This window comes from Pseudarthrobacter sp. W1I19 (assembly GCF_030817835.1).
GTDB lineage: Bacteria > Actinomycetota > Actinomycetes > Actinomycetales > Micrococcaceae > Arthrobacter.
The window spans coordinates 1,107,137-1,130,760 of sequence record NZ_JAUSZR010000001.1 but is presented as its reverse complement, the minus strand read 5'-3'; the positions used below and the strand labels follow the sequence as shown (position 1 = coordinate 1,130,760).

The 23,624-nt window shown below is 65.6% G+C and carries 25 protein-coding genes; 17 read left to right on the top strand and 8 right to left on the bottom strand.

Translation table 11 applies throughout. The annotated features are described in order from the left end of the window. Window positions 1-70: 70 nt before the first annotated feature. Together QF038_RS05285 and QF038_RS05280 are read right to left on the bottom strand one after the other, a co-directional pair. Window positions 71-760: a response regulator transcription factor gene (locus QF038_RS05285; RefSeq protein ID WP_307609225.1), complete on the bottom strand. Its 690-nt coding sequence runs from the start codon at window positions 758-760 to the stop codon at window positions 71-73. Then, window positions 757-2,214 carry an ATP-binding protein gene (locus QF038_RS05280; RefSeq protein ID WP_307609223.1) on the bottom strand — a complete coding sequence of 486 codons (1,458 nt, stop codon included), beginning with the start codon at window positions 2,212-2,214 and terminating at the stop codon, window positions 757-759. The genes QF038_RS05285 and QF038_RS05280 overlap by 4 nt, the downstream gene beginning before the upstream one ends. Before the next feature lie 124 nt (window positions 2,215-2,338). On the opposite strand from QF038_RS05280, the gene QF038_RS05275 reads away from it, so the two are divergent. The 5 genes from QF038_RS05275 (at window position 2,339) to QF038_RS05255 (ending at window position 6,511) form a co-directional block, all read left to right on the top strand. Beyond that, the gene (locus tag QF038_RS05275; RefSeq protein ID WP_307609222.1) at window positions 2,339-3,961 is read left to right on the top strand and encodes a PspC domain-containing protein; all 1,623 of its coding nucleotides are present in this window, start codon (window positions 2,339-2,341) and stop codon (window positions 3,959-3,961) included. Between the two features lies 1 nt (window position 3,962). Then, complete coding sequence (locus QF038_RS05270) at window positions 3,963-4,262, top strand: hypothetical protein (RefSeq protein WP_170850644.1); 300 nt, start codon at window positions 3,963-3,965, stop codon at window positions 4,260-4,262. 3 nt (window positions 4,263-4,265) lie between these two features. Then, window positions 4,266-4,523 carry a PspC domain-containing protein gene (locus QF038_RS05265; RefSeq protein WP_091415023.1) on the top strand — a complete coding sequence of 86 codons (258 nt, stop codon included), beginning with the start codon at window positions 4,266-4,268 and terminating at the stop codon, window positions 4,521-4,523. 182 nt (window positions 4,524-4,705) lie between these two features. Then, entirely contained in the window at window positions 4,706-5,731 is a 1,026-nt protein-coding gene (locus QF038_RS05260; RefSeq protein WP_091415021.1) for an ATP-dependent 6-phosphofructokinase, read from the top strand. Between the two features lie 63 nt (window positions 5,732-5,794). Continuing rightward, entirely contained in the window at window positions 5,795-6,511 is a 717-nt protein-coding gene (locus QF038_RS05255; RefSeq protein WP_307609221.1) for a GNAT family N-acetyltransferase, read from the top strand. On the opposite strand, the gene QF038_RS05250 is transcribed toward QF038_RS05255, so the two are convergent. From QF038_RS05250 to QF038_RS05225, 6 genes are all read right to left on the bottom strand, one after another. After that, a complete protein-coding gene (locus QF038_RS05250; RefSeq protein WP_307609220.1) occupies window positions 6,473-7,987 on the bottom strand; it encodes a DHA2 family efflux MFS transporter permease subunit in 1,515 nt (504 codons plus the stop codon). The two genes, QF038_RS05255 and QF038_RS05250, sit on opposite strands and share 39 nt — an antisense overlap. Window positions 7,988-8,035: 48 nt before the next feature. Beyond that, complete coding sequence (locus tag QF038_RS05245) at window positions 8,036-8,491, bottom strand: ankyrin repeat domain-containing protein (protein WP_307609219.1); 456 nt, start codon at window positions 8,489-8,491, stop codon at window positions 8,036-8,038. Beyond that, complete coding sequence (locus QF038_RS05240; protein ID WP_307609218.1) at window positions 8,491-9,573, bottom strand: folate-binding protein YgfZ; 1,083 nt, start codon at window positions 9,571-9,573, stop codon at window positions 8,491-8,493. Before QF038_RS05240 ends, QF038_RS05245 begins: the two co-directional genes overlap by 1 nt. Before the next feature lie 133 nt (window positions 9,574-9,706). After that, window positions 9,707-10,447, bottom strand: coding sequence for a flavodoxin family protein (locus QF038_RS05235; protein ID WP_091415009.1), 741 nt, complete (start codon window positions 10,445-10,447; stop codon window positions 9,707-9,709). A 32-nt stretch (window positions 10,448-10,479) separates the two neighbouring features. Beyond that, window positions 10,480-11,088, bottom strand: coding sequence for an FABP family protein (locus QF038_RS05230; protein ID WP_050054283.1), 609 nt, complete (start codon window positions 11,086-11,088; stop codon window positions 10,480-10,482). Between the two features lie 168 nt (window positions 11,089-11,256). Continuing rightward, complete coding sequence (locus QF038_RS05225; RefSeq protein ID WP_307609217.1) at window positions 11,257-12,024, bottom strand: permease; 768 nt, start codon at window positions 12,022-12,024, stop codon at window positions 11,257-11,259. A gap of 339 nt (window positions 12,025-12,363) precedes the next feature. Between QF038_RS05225 and QF038_RS05220 the strand changes: the two genes are divergently transcribed. From QF038_RS05220 to QF038_RS05165, 12 genes are all read left to right on the top strand, one after another. Continuing rightward, complete coding sequence (locus QF038_RS05220) at window positions 12,364-13,062, top strand: response regulator transcription factor (RefSeq protein ID WP_142060488.1); 699 nt, start codon at window positions 12,364-12,366, stop codon at window positions 13,060-13,062. A gap of 50 nt (window positions 13,063-13,112) precedes the next feature. Further along, entirely contained in the window at window positions 13,113-14,081 is a 969-nt protein-coding gene (mshD, locus tag QF038_RS05215; protein WP_307609216.1) for a mycothiol synthase, read from the top strand. A gap of 129 nt (window positions 14,082-14,210) precedes the next feature. Beyond that, window positions 14,211-16,460, top strand: coding sequence for an RNA degradosome polyphosphate kinase (locus QF038_RS05210; protein ID WP_307609215.1), 2,250 nt, complete (start codon window positions 14,211-14,213; stop codon window positions 16,458-16,460). 10 nt (window positions 16,461-16,470) lie between these two features. Then, on the top strand, window positions 16,471-17,439 hold the full coding sequence (locus QF038_RS05205) for an NUDIX hydrolase (RefSeq protein WP_307609214.1): 969 nt from the start codon (window positions 16,471-16,473) through the stop codon (window positions 17,437-17,439). 82 nt (window positions 17,440-17,521) lie between these two features. Then, on the top strand, window positions 17,522-19,159 hold the full coding sequence (locus tag QF038_RS05200; RefSeq protein ID WP_307609213.1) for a hypothetical protein: 1,638 nt from the start codon (window positions 17,522-17,524) through the stop codon (window positions 19,157-19,159). Window positions 19,160-19,374: 215 nt separating this feature from the next. Then, window positions 19,375-20,178: a thymidylate synthase gene (locus QF038_RS05195; RefSeq protein WP_142060494.1), complete on the top strand. Its 804-nt coding sequence runs from the start codon at window positions 19,375-19,377 to the stop codon at window positions 20,176-20,178. Next, entirely contained in the window at window positions 20,175-20,759 is a 585-nt protein-coding gene (locus QF038_RS05190) for a dihydrofolate reductase (RefSeq protein ID WP_307609212.1), read from the top strand. The genes QF038_RS05195 and QF038_RS05190 overlap by 4 nt, the downstream gene beginning before the upstream one ends. Before the next feature lie 2 nt (window positions 20,760-20,761). Further along, entirely contained in the window at window positions 20,762-20,980 is a 219-nt protein-coding gene (locus tag QF038_RS05185) for an NF038396 family protein (RefSeq protein ID WP_307609211.1), read from the top strand. Between the two features lie 125 nt (window positions 20,981-21,105). Beyond that, window positions 21,106-22,044 carry a hypothetical protein gene (locus QF038_RS05180; RefSeq protein WP_307609210.1) on the top strand — a complete coding sequence of 313 codons (939 nt, stop codon included), beginning with the start codon at window positions 21,106-21,108 and terminating at the stop codon, window positions 22,042-22,044. Window positions 22,045-22,076: 32 nt separating this feature from the next. Continuing rightward, window positions 22,077-22,727, top strand: coding sequence for a hypothetical protein (locus QF038_RS05175; protein ID WP_307609209.1), 651 nt, complete (start codon window positions 22,077-22,079; stop codon window positions 22,725-22,727). A 116-nt stretch (window positions 22,728-22,843) separates the two neighbouring features. Further along, complete coding sequence (locus QF038_RS05170) at window positions 22,844-23,104, top strand: hypothetical protein (RefSeq protein WP_307609208.1); 261 nt, start codon at window positions 22,844-22,846, stop codon at window positions 23,102-23,104. Window positions 23,105-23,350: 246 nt separating this feature from the next. Continuing rightward, window positions 23,351-23,581, top strand: a complete 231-nt coding sequence (locus QF038_RS05165; protein WP_307609207.1) for a hypothetical protein — start codon at window positions 23,351-23,353, stop codon at window positions 23,579-23,581. Window positions 23,582-23,624 lie beyond the last annotated feature (43 nt).

Sequence of the window (23,624 nt, the reverse complement as noted above, 5' to 3'; positions counted from 1 at the left end):
CCGATGCGCTATCACTTTTGGTCGCTATCCAGCGCGGTTGAGGACCAAAAGTGATAGCGCATCTTTGGTTTTAGAGGAGGCGGCGCTCGGCGGCCCACTTGGTGAGCTCGTGGCGGCTGGAGAGCTGGAGTTTGCGGAGCACTGCGGAAACATGGGTTTCCACCGTCTTGATGCTGATGAAAAGTTCTTTGGCCACTTCCTTGTAGCTGTAGCCGCGGGCTATCAGCCGCATGACCTCGAGTTCGCGGGCTGAGAGCCTGTCCAGTTCGTCGTCGGCGATGTCTGCCGGGGCGGTGCCGAAGGCGTCAAGAACGAAGCCTGCAAGGCGCGGGGAGAAGACGGCGTCTCCTCCGGCCACCCGGTATACGGCATCGGTGATTTCCTTCCCGGAGATGGTCTTGGTGACATAACCCCGGGCTCCCGCCCGGATCACGGCCACAACATCCTCCGCGGCGTCTGAAACGCTGAGCGCAAGAAACCTGGTGCTGGACAGCAGCGCGGCGGAGCCGGCGATGACTTCCCGTCCTCCACCGCCGAGGCCGCCGGGCAGGTGGACGTCCAGCAGCACCACCTCCGGCCGCTCCCGGGCGATCACGGCAATGGCCTGCTCCACCGTTGCTGCTTCCCCCACCACGTGGATACTCGGATCAAGGTCCGCCTTCAGGCCCGAGCGGAAGATCGCGTGATCGTCGACGATCACTACCCGGACTGGTGTGGCCGGCCGGACGGGCCCCGTTCCGGCTCCCTGCGTGGTGTTCATGGTTTGCCTTCCGTGCTCGAGGATTGCTTCTCGGCCTGCGGGGCGGCTGCCGGATAGGCGAGCCGCACTTCGGTGCCGTCTGTAGTGCTGGTGATGGTGGCAGTGCCGCCATGGCGGTTCATCCGGCCAATGATGGATTCCCGGACGCCCAGCCGGTCCTCAGGCACGCGCTGCAGTTCGAAGCCCGGGCCACGGTCCTTGATGAACACCTCGGCGCGGCCGCCCGAAACCTCCAGGTAAACCGAGACGGTCCCGCCGCCGTGCCGGGAGGCGTTGAGCATTGCCTCACGGCTGGCCTGGATCAGGGCCTCATGGCCCTCAGTGACTTCGGTGTCCCCCACGGTCACCACCTCCACCGCATTGCCCAGCAGGTCCTCCACCTCCGCAGCAACTGCCTTGATCCGGTCCGAGAGCTGCCCGGCATCCTTCTCCGGATCGGCAAACAGCCAGCCCCGCAGCTCACGCTCCTGGGCACGTGCCAGCCGGACGACGTCGTGCTCGTTGGACGCCCGCCGCTGGATCAGGGCCAGGGTCTGGAGCACGGAGTCATGGAGGTGGGCCGCGATCTCCGCCCGCTCGGTTTCCCGGATCCGGCCTGCACGCTCCGTCTCAAGGTCGCGCCAGAATTTCAGCGCCCAGGGAAGCAGTACCAGCACCACGCCGCCAAGGACAGCCACCGAGGCCAGCAACGCCAGCCAGGTCTGTTCCCAGGAGCCGGAGCCGGACACCATCACCAGGACGCCGGCCACCACCAGCGCCAATCCTGCGGCGAGCCGGGCCCAGCCACCGGCCTGGTCGGCTTTGGTTTTGTCCACGAGGCCCGCGCGCCGGGTCTCATCCAGCTGCATCCAGGCGATGGAGGCCCCGCCAAGTACCGCCGCCGCCGGAATCAGGGTGCCCAGCGGAACATCCACGCCGAGGATCTGGGCGATCAGGATGCCCGCGACGAGCAGCAGCCCGACGCCGAGCAGGATTTCCTTGCCGTACCGCATGTCCCGGAACCAGGGCCGCGCTGCGTGATGCGCGTTCGCCACCTTGTCCCCCAGCCCGGCGTAGGACGGGTCGCCCGGGGAAAGTGGCAACGTGTCGGGGCCGGCCGTCGGGACACTACCAAGAGGTGGAAGGCCCGGCCCGGCCGCCCAGACCGAACCGGGGACGCTGTGCGGAACGTCGGTCCGGCCAGGGGCATGGACATGATCCTGGCTCACGGCCGGAGCAATGGGCGACGCCGGGCGGCGGGCCTGCCGCCGGGCGCTTTCATCCGCCGTGGGCACCATGATCCACAGCCACGCGTAAAAGACCAGGCCGGCGCCGCCCGCCAGTGTCGCCAGGGCCATGCCCACCCGCACATTGCGGACCGGCCAGCCCAGGTGCGCGGCAAGGCCGGAACAGACGCCCGCGATAAAGCGGTCGCTGCGCCGGACCAGCGGGGGCCGGATGGGGGCGGTTGTCATGGATCAATCCAAACACGGATCAGGGTTGCCCGGACCCAGTTCCGGCCTGAACCGGGGGCCACTCAGGGACCGTTCAGGGTGTCCCCCAGTAGAGCGGAATCGCCGCAGACGGAAGGATCGAGGTATGAACTCGCAAACCCCCACCCCTGATGACGGCCAACCGACGGAGCCCCTTCCCGAACGGGACAACACACACCCCACAGAGCCACTGCCAGCGGCTTCCTCTTCCTCGCAGGGCCAGGAGCCGGTGCAGGAATCAGCTAATGAATCCACGGGCGAACCCGGCCGCGCGTCCACCAGCGGATCCACCCAGGACACCTCCAGCGGCCCCTACACCGGCCCCTCGGCCGGCCCGTATTCCGCCCCGACCTCCGGGAGCTACGCATATGCCGGAATGCCGGACCAGCAGGGAGACTTCTTCGGCTGGGTCCGCGGCCACGGCATCAGCCGTGGCCAGGACCGCTGGATCGGCGGCGTCTCCAGCGGCATTGCCCATCGCCTGGGCATCGACCCGCTGATCATCCGCGGCGTCTTCATCGTCCTGACGCTCTTCGCCGGGATCGGCGTCCTCCTCTATGGCCTGGCGTGGGCATTCCTGCCTGAGCCCGACGGCCGGATCCACGTCCAGGAAGCCGGCGCCGGGCGCTGGACCAGCGGCATGACGGGTTCCCTGATCGCCACCATCCTCGGCTTCAGCGGGCTGGGCGGCGGCTTCTGGGGCTGGGGCAACCATGGATTCGGCGCCTTCCTCTGGACCATCTTCTGGGTGGGCGGCGCCATCTACCTGATCTATTACCTGGTTCGGCGGAACAAGGCAGCAGCCGGCGTCCCGGCCGGCGCAGCAGCGGCAGGCACTAATGCATACGCGGCGGGTTTCCCCACCGCAACAACTCCTCCCTACTCCGACGTCGCGGGCACCGGTCCCTTCACCGGCAGCCCCTACGGCGGCAGTTCCTCCGGCACGTCCACCGGCACCCCGTCCGGCAGCGGCTATAACGGCAGCGGGTACGGCAGCGGTGCTTACGGTGGCAGCGGTTCCGGCGGCAGCGGTTCCGGCGGCAGCGGCTGGGACAACACGCGGCCGCCCCAGGGCCCACCGCCGGCACCCAAGGTGCGTCCCGCTGGTCCCGGTGCTCCCGCCGTCGCGATCGTTGCCGGCAGCGCCCTGCTGGTAGGTGCCGGACTCAAGGCGCTGGATGTCACCCGCATCATCAACCTGGGCGACTCCGCCAACGCCATCGCCTGGGCCAGCGCGGCAGCAGTCCTCGGCCTCGGGATCCTCATGATGGGCCTGCGCGGCAGGACATCCGGTATCCTCTCGTTCTTCGCGGTGGCAGCGCTCATCGTCGGCGGCATCTTCAACGTGGTGGGCAACAACGGCGACCGGATGCGGTTCCAGCAACTGAACTGGAGCCCGTCGAGCATCGAAGATGCCCGCAACGGCCTTGACGTCGCGGGCAGCCGCGGCACCGTCGACCTCACCCAGCTGGACGGCAAGGCCCCGCTGGCGTCCGACGTGGTGGTTCCGCTCGACATCGCGGCAAGCAACGTGACCATCGTCATCCCTGACAAAATGCCCGTGGACATCAAGGCGGACATGGCCATGGGGAACATCCATGAAAGCGGCGGCAACCGTGGCGGTGTCACCACCAGGGAAAGCAGCTACAACAGCGACCAGCCCGGCAGCCACCTGATCATCGAGATCGACGGCGCCTTCAGCAACATCACCATCGAGGAAGGCAACTGAGATGAGCACCAACAATCCGGCCCCGGACCCGTATGTTCCGGATCCATACGTCCCGGGAAGCACGACGGCGGCAGGCGCCTCTGGTGCCCCGGCAGCAGGGGCGAGAGTGGGCACCGTGGTGTGGGGCCTGATCGTCCTGGCCCTCGCCGCCCTGATCATCATCGCCCAGCTCGGCATCGTCACCCTGAACTGGACCTACGTCCTGATCGGCCTGATGATAGGCGCCGGCGCGGCCCTGGTGGTGGGCGGCCTCCTCTCCGCCCGGAAACGTGACAACAGCTCCTCAACACGGAAGTCTTGACCCATGGACAAGTTTTTCAGCATCGTCAGGGGCCTTGGCCTGAAACGCGGACCGGAACGCTGGCTCGGAGGGGTACTGGGAGGAGTCGCAGCCAAGCTGAACGTGGACGTGGCCTTCGTACGGATCGCTTTCCTGGTCTTCTGCCTGCTCCCCGGACCCGCCGTCATCTTCTACCTCCTGGCCTGGGTGGTCCTGCCGGACCAGCGCAACGTCATCCCGCTCCAGACATTCCTTGAGCGGCGGTCCATCAACCGTCCGTAGCGACACAGGCAAAGGCTCCCGCTCCTCTTTTGGAGCGGGAGCCTCTTGCGTTCCCTGGGACTTCGCGCGGCGGCGGCAATGTAACCGGTTTGTGTCGTACCCCACACCCCCCACTAGACTCTATGTGAGCTCAGCGTGGCGCTCTGCCTGTACACCTTCTCCCCAGGATTTGAGCCAGAGACATGAAAATTGGAATCCTCACCAGCGGTGGCGACTGCCCCGGACTGAACGCCGTGATCCGCGGAGCCGTCCTCAAAGGCATTGCCATCCACGGTCACGAATTCGTGGGTTTCCTTGACGGCTGGCGCGGCGTAGTGGAGGGCGACATCATCGATATCCCCCGCACCATGGTCCGCGGCATCGCCAAGCAGGGCGGCACCATTTTGGGCACTTCCCGCACCAATCCCTTTGAAAACGGCGGCGGGCCCGAGGTCATCAAGGAGCACATGGACCGCCTCGGCATCGACGCGATCATTGCTATCGGCGGTGAGGGAACGCTGGCCGCGGCCAAGCGCCTGACTGACGCAGGGCTGAAGATCGTGGGCGTCCCCAAGACTGTGGACAACGACCTCGACGCCACCGATTACACCTTCGGCTTCGACACCGCTGTACAGATCGCCACCGAGGCCATCGACCGGCTGCGGACCACGGGCGAATCACACCACCGCTGCATGATTGCCGAGGTGATGGGCCGGCACGTGGGGTGGATCGCCCTTCACGCCGGCATGGCAGCGGGCGCGCACGCCATCCTCATCCCGGAGCAGAAGGTCAGCATCGAGCAGATCACCGAATGGGTGAATGAAGCCCACGCCCGTGGCCGCGCACCGCTGGTAGTGGTCGCTGAAGGCTTCGTGCCCGAGCACATGGAAACCCCGCACTCCGAACGGGGCCTGGATACCTTCGGCCGGCCCCGGCTGGGCGGCATCGCGGACCAGCTCGCGCCTGAGCTCGAAGCCCGTACCGGCATCGAAACCCGCGCCACCATCCTGGGCCACATCCAGCGTGGCGGCGTGCCGTCGGCCTTCGACCGGGTTCTCGCCACCCGGCTGGGCATGGCAGCCATCGATTCCGTGGTCGAAGGCTACTGGGGCACCATGGTGGCACTGAAGGGCACGGACATCGAGCATGTGGGCTTCCAGGAGGCCCTGGGCCAGCTGAAGACCGTTCCGCAGAAGCGCTACGACGAAGCTGCTGTCCTCTTCGGCTGAGGTGTCCTGTTCAGCTGAGGTGTCCTGCCCGGCGGCGCCGCGTGACCGCCCTAGGCTGGGGTTATGACACTTGACCCCGGTTCCGCCGCCATCATCCAGCTTGCGTGGGCACGGCGCCTGGGACTGGACGACGACGCTTTCAGTTCTGCCCTGGCCTCCGGCGAGCGGATTGTCCGCGCCGACGAATCAGCCCGGACCGTCGAGTTCGTCCGGCTCTTTGGCAGTTCGGCGCTGGTTGGTCCGCAGTGGATCATTGACGCTGCCGCAGGCATCCCGGATGAGGAGATGGCCCAGCACGTCACGCTGCTGACGCTCACCCGCTCCCACGGCGGCCACGGACTGGGTGCGGCGGCGCTGTTTTTCGCGGATGACCTGCCGCTCAAGCAGCCCTCGGAAGAAATGACCGTCTCGCACGGCAATCCGGAAGCGATTGAGCTGGAGGGCCGCTGCCCGCCGGACGATGTGAACGAGGTGGGCCTTTCGGACCTCGAGAACCGCTACACCATCGTCCATGAGGAGGAAGGCCGCCGCGTGCCCCTCGCCTGCGGCGCCTACTCTGAGTGGGTGGGCCTGCTGGCGCACCTCGGGGTCCTGGTGGACCCGGAGTGGCGGCGCCGCGGCCTGGGCTCGCTCGCGGTGTCCATTGCCGCCCATGAAGCCCTGGCAGCAGGGCTGACGCTGCAGTGGCGCACCGACGTGAGCAACACCGGATCCCTGGCGCTGGCCCGGAAGCTCGGCCTGTCAGCCGGCGGAATCCAGACCAGCGTCCACCTTGGCTGACGGGGTGGCGCTGCCCCAGCCCTGAACCGGCTGCGGCTTGGCAAAGAACAGTGCCACTGCTGCCCCGACCAGGATCACTCCGGCGGGCAGCAGGATGGACTGGCCCATCGCCGTCGCGAATCCGCTGTGGAGGGCCTCCGGCAGGCTGCCCGAAAACGCCATGCCCTCGCCGGCAGCTCCGCCCGGTCCGCCCGTGGGAAGCTCGGCAGCCAGCCGGGACTGGATCAGCACGGCGATAGCAGCGCTGCCCAGAACCGCCCCGAACTGGCGTGTGGTGTTGTAGACCCCCGAACCGGCACCGGCCTGGCGCGGTGGCAGGTTGCGGGTGGCGGTGGTGCTCAATGGCGCCCAAATGCCCGCATTGGCAAGTCCCAGGACGGCGCTGGGCAGCAGGAACATCAAAATGGGCGTGTCCGGCTGCATCAGGACCGAGTTCCAGATCAGCGACACAGCCATCAGGGTCAAACCGCCAGCGGCGAGATACTTCGGGTTGACCCGGTCCACGATCTTCCCCACCACGGGCGCCAGACCACCGGAGATCAGCGCCATGGGCACCATCAGGAGGGCTGACTGGGTGGGCGTGAGGCCACGGACCAGTTGGTAATAGAAAATCAGCGGCAGGGTGAAGGCAGTCACCGTAAAGCCCACCAGGGTGATTCCAAGGTTGGCAAGGGAAAAGTTCCGGTCCCGGAAGAGGGCCAGCGGCAACAGCGGTTCGCCCTTATTGAAGCGTTGCCACAGGACAAACAGGACCAGGACGGCGATGCCCGCGATGATCAGGCCCCATACGCTCACAGGCCCTGTGATGGTGCCCCAGTTGTATGTCTCGCCTTCCTGGATGCCGAAAACCAGCAGGAAGAGTCCGACGGCGCTGAGCAGGACGCCGGGGATATCGAACCGGTGCGGATGGGTGCTGAGGGCGGGGACGTTGCGCCAGGCGAGGATAAAGCCCACTACGCCGACCGGGACGTTGATAAAGAAGATCCATTCCCAGCCAAGGCCGTCCACCAGGACGCCGCCCAGGATCGGCCCCACAAGCGTGGCCATACCGGCGGTTGCTCCCCAGATGGACATTGCCGCCCCGCGCCTGTCCGGCGGAAAGATCCGCGTGATGACGGCCATGGTCTGCGGAGTCATAATTGCCGCACCAAGGCCCTGCAGCACCCGTGCCGCAATGAGGGTCTCGACATTGGCGGACAGTCCGCACCACAGCGAGGCCAGCGTAAACACCACAAGGCCCAGAAGATAGAGCTTCTTGGGCCCGAACCGGTCGCCGAGCCTGCCCGTGATCAGCAGCGGGACTGCGTAGGCCAGCAGGTAGGCGCTGGTCACCCAGATGACCGCATTGATGTCCGCATCCAGGCTTTCCATGATCCGCGGGTTGGCCACGGACACGATGGTGCTGTCGATCAGGATCATAAAGAACCCGATCACCAGGGACCACAGGGCCGGCCAGGGCTTTGCTACGTTTTCCACTCGGGCATCTTTCGTCAGGGTGTTGCGGCCGGGCGGGACCCGGTGATCCTAGCCCAGGAGATTCAGGATCTCCGTGCGGGCGAACATTTGGGCGGCGGCTCGGGCCGACGGTGATCCCGCGTCCGGGTCTGCGCCGGCGTCCAGCAGGACACGGGCAACATCGGTGTAGCCCTTGAACGCGGCTCCGGCCAGCGGGGTCTGTCCCCGGTCGTTGGCGGTATTCGCCTCGGCGCCGTGTTTCAGGATCAGCTGAACAGTCTCTGCGTGGCCGTGGTAGGCGGCGAGCATCAACAGGGAATCGCCAGCCTCGTTGGTCAAGGTGGCGGGAGCGCCGGCGTCGAGATACGCGCCCAGCAAAGCCGAGTCCCCCTCCCTGGCTGCCTGGAAGAGCGTGTGCGCCAAGGCAAGCGTTTCATCGTCGGGACCACCGCTGGCCCCGGGAGAGTTGGACGGTACAGGGTTGGACGGTGCAGGGTTGGACGGTACAGCGGCGTTGTCAGTCATCAGCGTGGCCCCTTGAGGAATCCGGTTTGGCGCCCCACCACCTGGCCGGCGTCCGGGGCAACGATCAGTTCCTGGGCGGCAGGGTACGGCTCGTCCCCGTCCAGGACCGTCAGTATTTCATCCGCCGCCACTGAACGCTTTATGACTGCCAGGGCAACCGGGCCCATCTCGTAATGCTGCGCCACGGACGTCACCGCTCCCACCTTCCGCTCCCCCACCAGGACCGGGCTGCCGGCCTCGGGCAGCGTGTGCTGTGAGCCGTCGAGCTGGAGGAACACGAGCCGCCGCGGCGGGTGTCCCAGGTTGTGCACGCGCGCGATGGTTTCCTGGCCCTTGTAGCAGCCCTTGGCCAGGTGGACTGCGGTGCGGAGGAGATCCAGTTCGTGCGGGATGGTCTTGTCGTCCGTTTCGGCACCGATGCGGGGACGCCAGGCAGCCACGCGCAGGGCTTCGGCGGCGAGGACCCCGGCCAGGGCGCGCCCGTCCAAAGCATCTTCCAGCCCGGCGGCAGGAACCAGGTATTCAAACCACGGGCGCTCGAGCCCGGGATGGTTTTCCTCTGCAACCGTTGCGTAGGAGTACCCGCCTGCGGATACATGGGGCCACGGGTCCTGCCAGACAAGCCGTTCCGACCACTCGGGAACAGCCCTGGTGCTCCCCACTACGGCCCAGTCGGCCGAGACGTCGGCGATCTCCACCCGCAGCATGAATTTCATCCTGTTGAGGAACTCCGCCAGCGGGGCAGCTTCGGAGCCCTCCACGATCAGCCAGGTGGACCCGCCGTCGTCAATCACCCGGGCGTCGAAGTCAATCCTGCCCTGCACGCTCAGGAGGAGCAGCTCGCTGGACTCTCCCGGCTGCAGGCCGCTGACCTGCTGGGAGGACAGAGTGTTGAGCCAGCTCAGGCGGTCCGGCCCGGTGACCGTCACCACGCCGCGGGAGGAGAGGTCGACGACGGCGGTACCGGCTGCGAGGGCGCGCTGCTCGCGCAGCGGCTCGCCATAGTGGGCCGCGACGCCGGCATCCGCACCGGCCGCCTCAACGGCTCCGGGGCGCGACAACAGGGGGCTGGGAGTAGTCATACTGGGGGCAACGTCCTTTAGTCAGGGAGTATTCCGGGTTGGCTTGGCGCTGATCGAGCGTGTGAAGATCCAGAGGTTTCGACAAGCTCAACCACCGGACGGCCTGCGGCCGCCCAACCACCGGCCGGAGTGGCTAGCGGTATTCCGGGTTTTCAAAATCGAAGCGTGTTCCGGCGGCCCATTCCTTGGGGAGATTGCCGTAGTCCGGGTATCCGCCGGCGTCCTTGAGGATCCGGGCCAGGTGCAGGAGGTTCCAGGTCATAAACGTGGCGTTCCGGTTGGTGAAGTCGGTTTCGGGACCGCCGGAGCCCTCGTCAAGGTAGCTCGGGCCCGGACCAACAGGCCCGATCCAGCCGGCATCCGCCTGCGGTGGAATGCTGAAGCCAATGTGCTGCAGGCTGTACAGGACATTCATGGCGCAGTGCTTGATGCCGTCCTCGTTGCCCGTGATCAGGCAGCCGCCCGCCTTCGGGTAGAACGCCCACTGGCCCTTGCTGTTGAGTTCGCCGGAGTGGGCGTAAAGGCGTTCGATGAGCTTCTTGGTCTGGGAGGAGTTGTCGCCGAGCCAAATGGGCCCGGCCACCACCACGATGTCCGCTTCCTGCACCGCCGGATACAGCTGGGGCCATTCGTCCGTGGGCCAGCCGTACTGGGTCATGTCCGGGTACACGCCGCTGGCGATGTCATGGTCCACGGTGCGGATCACGCGTGTGCTGACGCCCTGCTTTTCCATGATCAGACGGCTGATGGTGATCAGGCCGTCAGTGTTGGAGGTCTGCGGTGATCTCTTGAGGGTCCCGTTGAAGAAAACGGCCTTCAGGTCGCTGTAATCCCGCCCGTGCCGCGGCGCCTGCAGGTTCCCGGGATCCTCCATTGCCGCGCCCTTCCTTCGTTCCTCTGGGGTGGTCAGGATACTTTTTTGAGGAAGGCAGACGCATGGGCTTCAAGCCCTTTGCCTTCCTTGCCGCCAACCGCCACATCCCAGCGCCAGAGCAGGTTTCCGTCCACCAGTCCGAAGATCCGCGTGGCAGCACTGTAGTCCTTGGAATGGCTTCCGCGCATCACCATATCCGTGGTGAGCTGGATCTGCGGACCCTTGATCTGCCCGTAGTACAGCTCCGAGATGCCCCCAGGGTGCGAAATGGACACGGAGATGTCGAAGCCGCCCTCGCTGTTGCGCAGGGCTTCCACTTCGTCTGCGCTCTTCAGCGCCGGCACAATGTCTGCCGGAATGAGGCCGGGGCCGCCGTCGGCATCCAGCTGTTTGCGCTCAAGTGCCCAGAAGCCGGTCTCGACCGTCAGCGGCCGCAGCCGCGTGCCGTCGTCGTCCGTCAGCCAGCTCTCCGCACGGTACTGCAGGTACGGCAGCCCGTTGTGCGTGAACGACACGTGCTGCAGGAAGTGCTCCGAGTCCTCGTCCCCGCTGCCCAGCCGGCCGCGGCCCTCCCACTCACCAATGAGCCAGGAAAGCGGGACAAGTTCTGGAGTCAGATCTGTGGGAATATCAATCGGCACAGCAATTACCTCGGAAAACGGCTAGCTCCGGAAAGGGTCTACTTCTGGCCTTTGAAGAGGCGGTAGACCACAAAGCCGGCAAACCACGCCATGGACAGGCTGGCGATGCCGAGCAGGACAAGGAAGAAAATTTCAAAAGCAAGTACGGACATGATGCCATCCTAACCGTTAGTAGATGAGTAGTTTGTCTATGAAGTAGGCCAGAGAACCTACTGCCGAAACAGGCGCCAGCCCCATGCTAAGGGCAGCAGGAACATTTAGGGGCGCCCCCCGCAGGGTAACAAGACGGCGGAAGCTCACGAGCACAGCACCCACCACCACACCGAAAATCGCGGCCGGGAGCACGGCGATGTCGGAAAGAACCAGTCCGGCAAGCGGCCCGGCAAGTCCGGCCAGGACAATCCCCAGGGGAGCCACGATGCTGTCCGGCCAGCGGATCAGCCCCGCCAGCAGGGCAACCGCCGCGCTGATGGCCGCCACGAGCAGCATCTCGCGGACCCCGTTGAACCTTGCACCGGCGATCCACCCGCCGCCCAAACAGGACAGCAGCACTCCCACGGAACATCCGAGGGTGGACTCCAGCCGCTGCGCCTGACCGGTCCCGCGGATGAGCTGCACTACAAACACCGCCATGATTCCGAGCGCAATAAAGGGCGGCGTCCAATCCAGGAACCCGGGAGCGGGCGCGTAGGCGGCGGCCACAGCGGATCCGGCGCCGGCCAGGCCAATCACGGCGGCGAGGGTCTTCTTGGCGGGAATCCGGAGGAAATGCGGCCAGCCGATGCCAACACCGGCTGCGATGGCCACTGCAACGGCCACAAGGGCCTCCCGGGACGCATAGACCCCGCCAACGATCGCTGCCAGTCCGGCAAGGCCCGCCACGCCAATGGTCCATGAACCCAGGGAGCGCGCGGGTGCCTGAAGTTCCGCCGTCATTCGGATCCCGGCCGGGGCTTAGTCTGTGCACTCACTGCGCTGCATCCCATCCTGCGTTGACGTTGGAAGGCGGCGCCCGCCCTCAGTGCCAGGGCATCCAGCCCTGCCCCAATCCTGCCTTATATGAACCGGATATGTCGCAAAACGTACCGTGGTCCGAAGCCAATCCATGCCGCTGGCGGACCCGCCGGGTATACTCAAGGCTCAGCTAAGTTCCCTGCCGGGGTAGCCGGATCATTGCGGATGGCAGTGGCCCAAAACCGGGGCGGGGAGCCAGTACCGGCCGGTGAGAATCCGGTTCAGTCGCCCAACGATGCGCGGACGGCCCTTGGAGGAACAATGTCGCACATCCTGTTATTGACGAACAGCACCGGTTCTTCGGTGGACATCCTGCCTGCCTTGGAATTGCTGAACCACAGGGTGCACATCCTCCCCGCCGAGCCCACAGCACTGCTGGAGACCGATCCCTGCGACATCGTACTGCTCGATGCCCGCAAGGACCTTGTGGGTGCCCGGTCCCTCACCCAGCTCCTGAAGGCCACCGGCCTCAGTGCACCGCTCGTGCTGATCCTGACTGAAGGCGGCATGGCCGCCGTTTCCTCTGCCTGGGCCGTTGACGACATCGTGCTCGAGTCCGCCGGCCCCGCCGAAGTGGAGGCCCGTATCCGGCTCTCCGTCGCCCGGGCCGTCCCGGACCAGGAGGACGCGCCGTCAGAGATCCGGGCTGCAGGGGTGGTCATCGACGAAGCGAGCTACACCGCCCGGGTGAACGGCGCGCCGCTGAACCTGACGTTCAAGGAGTTCGAGCTCCTGAAGTACTTGGCGCAGCACCCGGGCCGCGTGTTCACGCGCCAGCAGCTCCTCACCGAGGTGTGGGGCTACGACTACTATGGCGGTACCCGCACGGTGGACGTCCATGTCCGGCGCCTGCGGGCCAAGCTGGGCGCCGACCACGAAAACCTCATCAGCACTGTCCGCAACGTCGGCTACCGGCTCACCCTGGTACGGCAGCAGGAAGACGAGCTGACGGAAGCCTGAACCGGCTCCACGGCAGTCCGTCTGCGGCCATCGGCGTATAGCCTTGCTTCATGACTCCAGCACACCCTGAGAAGTGGCCCGTCCATGCAGTCCAAGGCGGGGTTGACCAGCAGCTGCTCAAAGACTGCCGCAACCTCCTGGCAGCGGCGGAAGAGTCGGACGGTAACCCGTCCATTTCCGAACAGACCCTGATCAGCATGCGCGCCGCGGATTCCAACGAACACAACGTGCTGACCCTGGCCCTGTACGCCCCGGATGAAGACTCGGATCCCTCCTCCGGCCAGGACCTGGCCGGGTTCGCCGCTGTGGTGGAAGAGCCGGATGGAACCGGGGTGGTGGAGATCGCGGTACATCCCAGTTACCGCAACCAGGGCGTGGCGGACCGCCTGGTAGGCGTGCTGCGCGACCGGCGGGGGTTCGCCGGGTTGAGGGCCTGGTCCCACGGCAACCACGAGGCGGCCGCGGATCTTGCCGCCCGCTACGGCTACGTGCCCGTGCGTGAACTGTGGAAGATGCGGATGACGACGACGGCGGCGGACCTTCCCGACGTCGTCCTCCCGGACGGGGTGCGCATCCGCGCGTTTGTGCCGGGGCAGGATGAGGAGGCCTGGCTGGCGGCCAACCGCGCCGCCTTCGCGCACCACCCGGAGCAGGGCAGCCTCACCCGGGCGGACCTTGATGCCCGCATGGCCGAATCCTGGTTCGATCCGGCGGGCTTCCTCCTGGCGGTTGGCCGGGACGGCCGGCTGCTGGGTTACCACTGGACCAAGGTCCATCCCCGGCACGGAACCCACCCCGCCGTGGGCGAGATCTACGTGGTGGGCGTGACCCCGGAAGCCCAGGGATCGGGTTTGGGCAAGGCCCTCACGGTGGCGGGCATCAAGCACCTGCAGTCCTTGGGGCTGCACGCCGTCATGCTGTACGTCGACGCCGATAACGCGCCGGCGGTTGCCCTGTACCGGCGGCTGGGCTTTACCCGCTGGGACATGGACGTGATGTACGGCCCGGCGGCCGGTTAGTCCAATCGCCTGACCCCGGGGTCCTGGGACGCTAAATCAAGGGCCTTCCCGCATTGAATGCTTGTAAGGTTGAAACAGAACCGCGCCGGCCGGAAACGGCAGCATCAAGCGCCAGGTAAAGGAGATGCCATGAACCCGGAACCTTCCGGAGCAGCCACGTCCCAAGAGACTCCAGTTCCGGTGCGCGCGCGCTTCGGCTCCTCGGAGGTTCCTGCAGCGCGGGCCACGCAGGACCGGATAGACATCCCCGACTTTGCACCCAACCTGGAGCCCGACGGGGATATCCGGCCGGACCGTTTCCTGGACCGTGAACTGAGCTGGCTCAGCTTCAACTCCCGCGTCCTGGAACTGGCCGAGGACCCTACGCTGCACCTGCTGGAACGCGTCAGCTTCCTCTCCATCTTCGCCTCCAACCTGGACGAGTTCTTTATGGTCCGTGTGGCGGGACTGAAACGTCGCATCGCCACGGGACTGGCCGTCCCCTCCCCCGCTGGCCTGAGCCCGGTGGAGGTGCTGGAAAAGATCGGTGAGGAAGCACACCGGCTCCAGCAGCGCCACGCCCAGGTCTTCGCGGAGCAGATCCGCCCGGCCCTGGCCTATGAGCACATCCACCTCATGCACTGGGATGAACTCGACGATGCCGCCAAGCAGCAGCTCAGCCAGATGTTCGCCGAAAAAGTGTTCCCCATCCTCACGCCCCTGGCCGTGGACCCGGCGCACCCGTTCCCCTACATTTCCGGCCTTTCACTGAACCTCGCCGTGGTGGTCCGGAACCCTGTGAGCGACAAAGAGCTCTTCGCCCGCGTGAAGGTCCCGGACCAGCTGCCGCGGTTGATCTCCATTGACGGCCCGCGGGCCGGGGCCGTGGCTGGCCGGGTGGCCCGCTTCATCGCGCTTGAAGAAGTTATTGCCGTCCACCTGGACAAGCTGTTTGCCGGGATGGAGGTCCTGGAGCACCACACCTTCCGGGTGACCCGGAACGAGGACGTGGAGGTCGAAGAGGACGACGCCGAGAACCTCCTGCAGGCACTGGAAAAGGAGCTCCTGCGCCGGCGCTTCGGCCCTCCTGTCCGTCTTGAGGTCACCAACGACATCAACCCCAACATCCGGGCGCTGCTGATCCGTGAGCTGGGCGTTGAAGAGTCCGAGGTCTACTCGGTCCCCGCCCCGCTGGACCTTCGCGGCCTGTCCGTCATTGCCGGCATTGACCGCGCGGACCTGCATTACCCCAAGCACGTCCCGCATACCTCCCGGTACCTCAACGAGTCCGAGACGTCCAAGGCGGCCAACGTTTTCGCGGCCATGCGCCGCCGGGACATCCTGCTCCACCACCCCTACGACTCGTTTTCCACCTCTGTGCAGGCGTTCCTGGAGCAGGCGGCAGCGGATCCCAAGGTGCAGGCCATCAAGCAGACCCTGTACCGCACCTCTGGCGATTCCCCCATCGTGGACGCCCTGATTGATGCGGCCGAGGCCGGCAAGCAGGTCCTCGCGCTGGTTGAGATCAAGGCCCGGTTTGACGAGCAGGCGAACATCTCCTGGGCCCGCAAGCTGGAGCAGGCAGGCGTGCACGTGGTGTACGGCATCGTGGGCCTGAAAACGCACTGCAAGCTCTCCCTGGTGGTGCGCCAGGAAGTGGACGGGCTGCGCCGCTACTGCCACATCGGAACCGGCAACTACCACCCGCGGACGGCCCGCTATTACGAGGACCTCGGCCTTCTGACGGCCAATGACCAGGTGGGCGAGGACCTGTCCAAGCTGTTCAACCAGCTCTCCGGCTATGCGCCCAAGTCGACCTTCAAGCGCCTTCTGGTCGCCCCGCGTTCGGTTCGCTCCGGGCTGATCGACAGGATTGAGACCGAGATCCGCAACGCCCGTGCCGGGCTGCCGGGCCGCGTCCAGATCAAGGTCAACTCCATGGTGGACGAGGCTATTATCGACTCGCTGTACCGGGCCTCGCAGGCCGGGGTGAAGGTGGATGTTGTGGTGCGCGGCATCTGTTCGCTGCGCCCGGGCGTGCCGGGGCTCAGCGATAACATCACGGTCCGCTCCATCCTGGGCAGGTTCCTCGAGCACTCCCGTGTGTTTGCCTTCGTGAACGGCGGGGATCCGGTGGTGTACATCGGTTCGGCGGACATGATGCACCGCAACCTGGACCGCCGGGTGGAGGCCCTGGTCCAGCTGGCCAGCGCTGATGACATCCAGTATGTCCTGGACCTGATGAAGCGCTATATGGCGCCCGAAACCGCCAGCTGGCATCTGGACAACGAGGGCAGGTGGACGCGCCACCATCTGGGCGACGATGGCAGGCCCCTTGAGGACGTCCAGTCCTTCCTGCTGGCATCGCGGCCACGGCAACGCAGCCTGAGCCGACGGTAAGGGCGCGGTTTTGTCGAGCGACGCACTCGTAGCAGACCAGACAGACCACCCAGGCGAACCGGTAGCCGTCACGGCTGCCGGTGCGCTGCCTTGGCGGCTGAACAAAGACCAGCTTGAGGTCCTCCTCATCCACCGCCCGCGCTATGACGACTGGTCCTGGCCCAAAGGCAAGATAGACGACGGCGAGACCATCCCTGAGTGCGCCATCCGTGAGGTGTGGGAAGAGATTGGCCTGTCCGCCTCACTGGGCATACCGCTGCCCCCGATCCACTACCACGTGGCGTCCGGCCTGAAGGTGGTCCACTACTGGGCCGTCAGGGTCAACGGCGACAAACTGGTTCCCGACGGCAAGGAGGTGGACAGTGTGATGTGGTGCGCCCCGGAGAAGGCGGCCCGGCTGTTGTCCAACCCCTCCGACGTCGCACCGCTCGAATACTTGCAGGACGCCCATGGGCGCGGCGAGCTGAACACCTGGCCGCTCCTGGTGCTCCGCCACGCCAAGGCGAAACCCCGCTCGTCCTGGTCCAAGGCGGAAGGTGAGCGCCCGTTGGCCGCCACCGGAACCCGTCAGGCGCAGGCCGTGGGCCGGCTTCTCCAGGCGTGGAAGCCACCGCGGGTGGTCACCAGCCCGTGGCTCCGCTGTGTGGCAACCATAGCGCCCTACGCCAAGGTGGCCAGTCCCAAAGTGAAGCTGTCGGAAGCCCTGACGGAACAGCGGCATCAGCGGAACCCGAAGAAAACCGCTGCCGTGGTCGAGGCCCTGTTTGATAAGCAGCGGCCGGTGGTTGTCTGCACCCACCGCCCGGCGCTGCCCACCGTGTTCGGGCAGCTGGCCCAACACATGCCGCAGCAACTGGCCGCACTCCTGCCGGCCAGCGAACCATACCTGTCCCCCGGCGAACTGGTGGTGTGCCATGTGGCGCCGGGCGCCACAAACCGGATTGTCGCCGTCGAGCAGTTCAGGCCTTTCGACGACTGACCGGCGGCGCTGAGAGCCGCGCTTGACCCCGGACGGTTTGTATCAAACACTCAGTAGATTGATGCACGATTTTGGGGGAAATGTGCCTGGTTCAGAGGTGGTTGCCGTCTTCAGCAACGTCCCGCCCCTGGCCCTCCTCTGGCCGCTCCTTCTGGCAACCGGGGTTTATTTTCTGCTTCGCTGGGTGGTCCGCGAACACGGCAATCAAGTCTCTGCTGCTACAGCTTCCCGGCATGCCTTATGGGTAGGGGTCCTGGGCTGGCTGGCCAGCTCGCTGCAGCCGGCGGGAAACGCCGGAATCCTTCCCGTAGGTTCTGCAGCCCGGCCGCTCACCGGCCCGGCCGACATCATCCAGGCATTGGCGTGGCCCGTCCTGGGCTGCCTGGCTGTTCACGCCATCGGCCAACTGAGTTACCCACGGCCAAGGCTGCCGCAGCAGCCGGTGACGCTGGAGGTGCGGAAGATGCGGGATTTCCTCCCACGGCGGCTCGCCTGGACTGTTCTGGTGGTCTTCGCCTTGGCGGCAGCACAGATTAGCTGGACGGCCGCACTGCCAGGGTTCGCACCGGTCCAGTGGGGGTCACGCCCCGATGGCCCCAATGGATGTATCCCCTATGGCGGAGATGGCCGCATTCCCGGTTTCGAACTCGCGGCCTGTCTGGGCGTTGCGTTGATCATCCTTGCTATGGGAACCCTGGCCGTCCTGACGCTGATCTCGCGACGACGGCAGCTTGAGTCGCTGCCCTCCGAAGACAATGACCTCCTGCGCACCATAGCCATGAACCGGCTTCTTCGCACTGTCGCCACCGTGGCGGCGGGCCTGGCGGCCATTGCAGGCAACCACGCCGCCCGGCCGGATCCTTCCAGCGTTTCCGGGAGCTGGACGAACGCCGCCGGCGTGGTCGGGCTGGGCATCCTGCTGGCCATGTGGTGGTGGGCACCACCCAAGCTTCCCGCTGCCCGGGCCGGCAATGGCCTGGACCCGCGGGGTGCCCCGGAAGCGGCAACCCATCCCGCCACCCGGCTCTTGGTATCGCTTGGAGCAGCGCTGGGACTGGCGGCCCTGGTTCCGGCGGCGCTCGTGCTGATGATCCCGGGAATCGCCACAGGGCACCCCGCCCTCGCTGTGGCGGTATCGGCGTCGTCAGTCCTGGTTGCCACAGCAGCAGGAGAACTGCTCCTTCAGCGCAATCATGGAGCGCCTGATGCGCCCCGCACGTGGCCGCTGCAATCAGTCAGCCCGGCACTGCTCAGCACCGCAGTCGGGGCATTCGCGGTGCTCGTTGTGGCGGTTGTGTTGACCGCCACCGCCGAGGCAGCAGCAGACGTGGCGCCCGCGTGGCCCGGGACCGCCTGGGCAGGGGCAGCGGTGTGCGCGGTGTCCCTGCTGCCCCTGGCGGCTGCGCGGCTGCGCCGGGGAATTCCGGCCGTGGTTCCGGGGCTCGATGCTGCCCTCCGCGCCATCACCATACACCGGATGGTCCGCGCGCTTGCGGCCTGCTTCACAGTGCAGGCAGGCGTGCTGCTGCTGTTCGCTGGACCGGCTGTTCGAAGGGCAGTCAGCCTGGAGCCGGTCCCGTGGAGCTGGTTCTGGGAGGCATCCGGGGCAGTGGGCGCCCTGCTCACAGCAACAGGCGTGGTGATCGCCGTCATCCCCGTCCGCAGCTTTGCCCGCACCCCTGCCGCAGGTAGGCAAGCGGTCCGGGAACCGGTCACATGAGCGCGGCGGTCCCAGTCCCTGTGCGCCTGGTTGGGGGACGACGGCGGGAAGGCGACGTGATCTCGCCCCCGCCCGTGAGCCCGGACCGGGCCGACGTCCCCTCGTGCGGCAACGGACGTCGTCGAGCGTCACGTTGAGGGCGGGCCGGGCAGGGCAGCTGAGCGGCGCCGTGCTGCCTGGGCTGCTCTTCGCATCATCCAAAGTAGACTTGTGGCGTGAGCATCCCAACGCCTTATGAAGACCTCCTGCGCGAAGTCCTGGCTTCCGGCACGCACAAATCGGACCGTACCGGGACCGGAACCACCAGCGTTTTCGGGCGCCAAATGCGTTTTGACCTCTCAAAAAGCTTCCCGCTGATCACCACCAAGCGGGTCCACTTCAAGTCCGTGGCGGTGGAGCTTTTGTGGTTCCTGCGCGGCGAAACCAACATCAAGTGGATGCAGGACCAGGGCGTCACCATCTGGAATGAATGGGCAGACGCCGACGGCGATCTCGGCCCTGTCTATGGCGTGCAGTGGCGCAGCTGGCCCACACCCGATGGCGGCCACATCGACCAGATCGCCGAACTGGTGGAGAACCTGAAATCCAACCCGGACTCGCGGCGGCACATCGTGTCCGCGTGGAACGTCTCCGAACTCCACGACATGGCGCTGCCCCCGTGCCACGCGTTCTTCCAGTTCTACGTGGCGGACGGCAAACTGTCCTGCCAGCTGTACCAGCGCTCCGCGGACATGTTCCTGGGCGTCCCGTTCAACATCGCCTCCTACGCGCTGCTCACCTGCATGGTGGCCCAGCAGGTGGGACTGGAGCCCGGCGAATTCGTCTGGACCGGCGGCGACGTGCACATCTACGAGAACCACATGGACCAGGTCCTCAAGCAGCTGGAACGGGAGCCGTACGAGTACCCGCAGCTCAAGATCACGCGCAAGCCGGCTTCGATCTTCGACTACACGCTGGAGGACTTCGAAGTGGTGGGCTACCAGCACCACCCCACGATCAAGGCTCCGATCGCCGTATGAGCGCGGAGAAAGCCACTGATCCGCAGTCCTTCACGGAAGAGCTGGCCGCCTCGGTGACCGGCGTGGGCCTGGTCTGGGCGCAGACGCCCGACGGCGTCATCGGCAAGGACGGCGACATGCCCTGGCACCTGCCCGAGGACCTGAAGCACTTCAACCGGCTCACCATGGGCCACCCGGTGGTGATGGGCCGCAAGACGTGGCTTTCCTTCCCGGACAAGTTCCGTCCGCTGCCCGGCCGCACCAACATCGTGATCACCCGGCAAAAAAGCTGGGCCGGGACCCCTGAGGCGGAGGGCGCCGTCGTGGTTCCTTCCCTTGATGACGCGCTGCTTGAGTCCCAGTTTGTGGACGGCGGCGGGACCGTCTGGATCCTGGGCGGCGGAGAAATTTTCCGCCAATCCACCGAACTTGCGAACGTCGCGGTGGTCACCACCATCGACGTCAATGCCGACGGCGACACTTTCGCCCCCGAGCTTGGCACTGGGTGGGAGGCTTCCGCATCCGTCCCGCCGGACGGCTGGCTGACCGCCGCCAACGGCACCCGCTACCGATTCACCAAATGGTCACGGACTGAGGGCTAGGAATGTTAAAGAAACCCGAAACCCTCTTTGTGCTGGGCTACATGCTGCTGCCCCTGCTGGCGCTGCTGTCCGCCATCGTAGGATTCACCATGATCCTGGGCGGCAACAAAATCGCCGGGGCCATCGTGCTGGTGGTGGTGACACAGGTGTTCGCCTTCGGCGCCTTCTTCGCGCTGCGGGCCCGCAAGGCAGCCGTGCTGGAGGATTCCGAGCGCGGCTAGCACCTGGTGCTGCACATGGGGAGGACACCCCATCGCAGCCGCAGCGTGTTGCTACTAGGCTGGGCTGGGTTCCGGCTTGAAAGACGCTGGTCGAATATCGGGGGGATTGCCGGGTGGCAGGAAATTTGTGGGGCGCGGACGTTACCGAGTTGCGGACGCTGGCGCAGCAGTTCGGCAGGACGGCGGATCTGCTGCTGCAACAATCCACGCAGCTGACAAGCCACATCAACAGCACCACGTCGTGGAAGGGCCAGGACGCCGTTGCGTTCCGGTCCGACTGGAACGGCAGCCACCGGGCGATGCTCCAGCAGGCTGCCTTCGCGCTGAAGCAGGAGTCGAAAAAGCTCCTGGAGAACGCCAGCCAGCAGGAGACGGCGAGCGACGCCGGAAGCGTGTCTGTAAGCGCTCCTGTTGGGCCACACCTCGTTGCAGCACCAGCAGTTTCACCATCGACCGTCAGCTCCGAACGGGACCCGTATTTCTGGGAGCACGAGGAAGATGACACCTGGTGGGATTCGTACGTGTCGAAGCCGTGGGACGTTTACAAGGTCGTGCCGGATACGCTTCGAACGGTGAGCCTGCCGTTTCAGGGCGGTACCGAGCTTGCAAGTTGGCATAACGCCTTCAATTTCGCCGGCACCAGCAACAAGTACTGGGACGCGCTCAATTCTCCATTGTTCACGAAGGCAGCTACGGCGCTTGATAAAGCCGCGGACCTTGCCGAAGGCGGCGATAAGGTATTTGCGGCTCTCAAGGGCCTCAAGACTTTCGGAAACGTTTTAGGCGGAGTGGGCGCAGCTATTGATGCCGGCAGCGCCATCAATAGTGCGGTCAAAGGCGACTACGGCGATGCGGCATGGAGCACCACGAAGGCTGCACTGGGGGTAGCTGCTATGTTCCCTGGCCCTCAGCAGCCATTCCTGATCGCTGCCAACGTGGGAGTTGCGGTTTGGGAAAACAGGGAAAAAATAGCTGACGGCGTGGGGTGGGTCGCTGACAAGGTCGGTGAAGGTGCCAGCGCTGTCATAAAGGATCCGGCCAAAATCCTTCCGTGGAATTGGTGAGTACAACTAGCGGCGTTAGGGGAAAGTGATACATGAGCACTGGGACGATAGAGGACGCCAGCCTTTTGCCGGCAGGCTACGGGATTGCCGAGTTGTTGTACCTGTTGGGCTGCTATGACACCAGCAGCACCCAAAAATCTGCCGACGCACTGATGCTGCCATGGCCCTCTACGAGCGACGACATGCGGCTGGCGGGCACATCGTCGCTGCTGGCGCGCCAGCAGCTGAAGCTTAGGGATGACGAACTGGTACCTACCGGGCTGGCGCTTGCTGTGTCTTACGCATTTGGCCACGCCTACCGATGGACCAACATGTCATTCCTTTCTGACGAGGCACCCCAGGCCGCAGTCTTCGTGCATGCGCCAGACTTGGGGGCGTTCCTCCAGCCGCGCGGACTCGGCGGCTGGTTCGCGCAGGTTCAGATGGCGAATCACAGCGCTGCAGCAACCTTGGCCCTGGCCGCTGCCGAACACTGCTCCCGCTCCAAAAACGCAAAAGTTGTGATCTCGTCCGTTACAGACCACGTCGTTGCACGGAATGTTGTTCTCCGGGCCTCCGGGGAAAGATGGGAGGCCGCTTTAAGTAGTGGCGACGAACGCGCTGTCCCCTTGCCTGGGACCCTGAGCATGCCCGAGGTGGAAACTCTGCTGGCCGAAAAACTCCTGGGAGAGGAAAACCGATGAACCCTGACCGCCCCCCGTTCCGCCGGCCTGACGGAACTCCATATGATCCCAGCCGCTTCAATGTGCGCCAGTACGAGGAAGAGTACGGGCCGGGGGGTGTGCCTGAAGGGTACTCGATGGCTGCCGTAACGCCGCTGCAAAGTCCGGGGGCTATCACCGCCGTTGGAGTGGTCTTGGTAATCCTGTCAGGACTTATGGTCTTCCTGGCCGTGGCGGCCGCAGAATCAGAGCCCGACGCGTCCGTTTATTCCGGCATCATGGCGGTACTTGTTCTGGGGGGCGCCATCTGGGCGTTCATTATTGCCGGCCGTCGCCGGCGCTGGCTGCGCGAACGGGCAGAAAAAGCCCGAGGTCAGGTCCATACGAAAAAGTCCTGATCACGCTTCGAGGCCGGACTTTTAGCAGTACCAGAACTAGGGAAATTTGATAGGAGTCGAGACTGAGCCACGACCTCCAGCGGGAGCGTCACAACGACGCCGTATACGCCGAACAAGGAAGCGCCCGCCCGGGGCGAAAAGCGGGTGCTCCGCAGGACCGACACCGGTGAACTCCACAGCTATCCTCCTGATGAGATCGGGTTCTCACCGGGCCGGGGCCAAGCCCAAGTCAGAACATGGTGGGGCATGGGGATCGTTTCTGCTTTTATGGCGCTGGTATTCCTGGGCTCTGCGGTGATGCTCTTTATGCCGTTGGCGCACGATGACGGTCTCGAATGGGGTGCGTTGTTTCCTATCGCGCTGGGTGGATTCGGCGCCTGGTACACCTTTGGCATGGCAAGGTACGAATACCGGGCCAAGAAGCTGCGGCGAGAACGGGGTGCACCCGAGCCAGGGGCGGGGCACGTTTCACAGTGACGCCGGCCGGGCACGGGCAAGCAGTCATGGCCGCCCGGGTCGT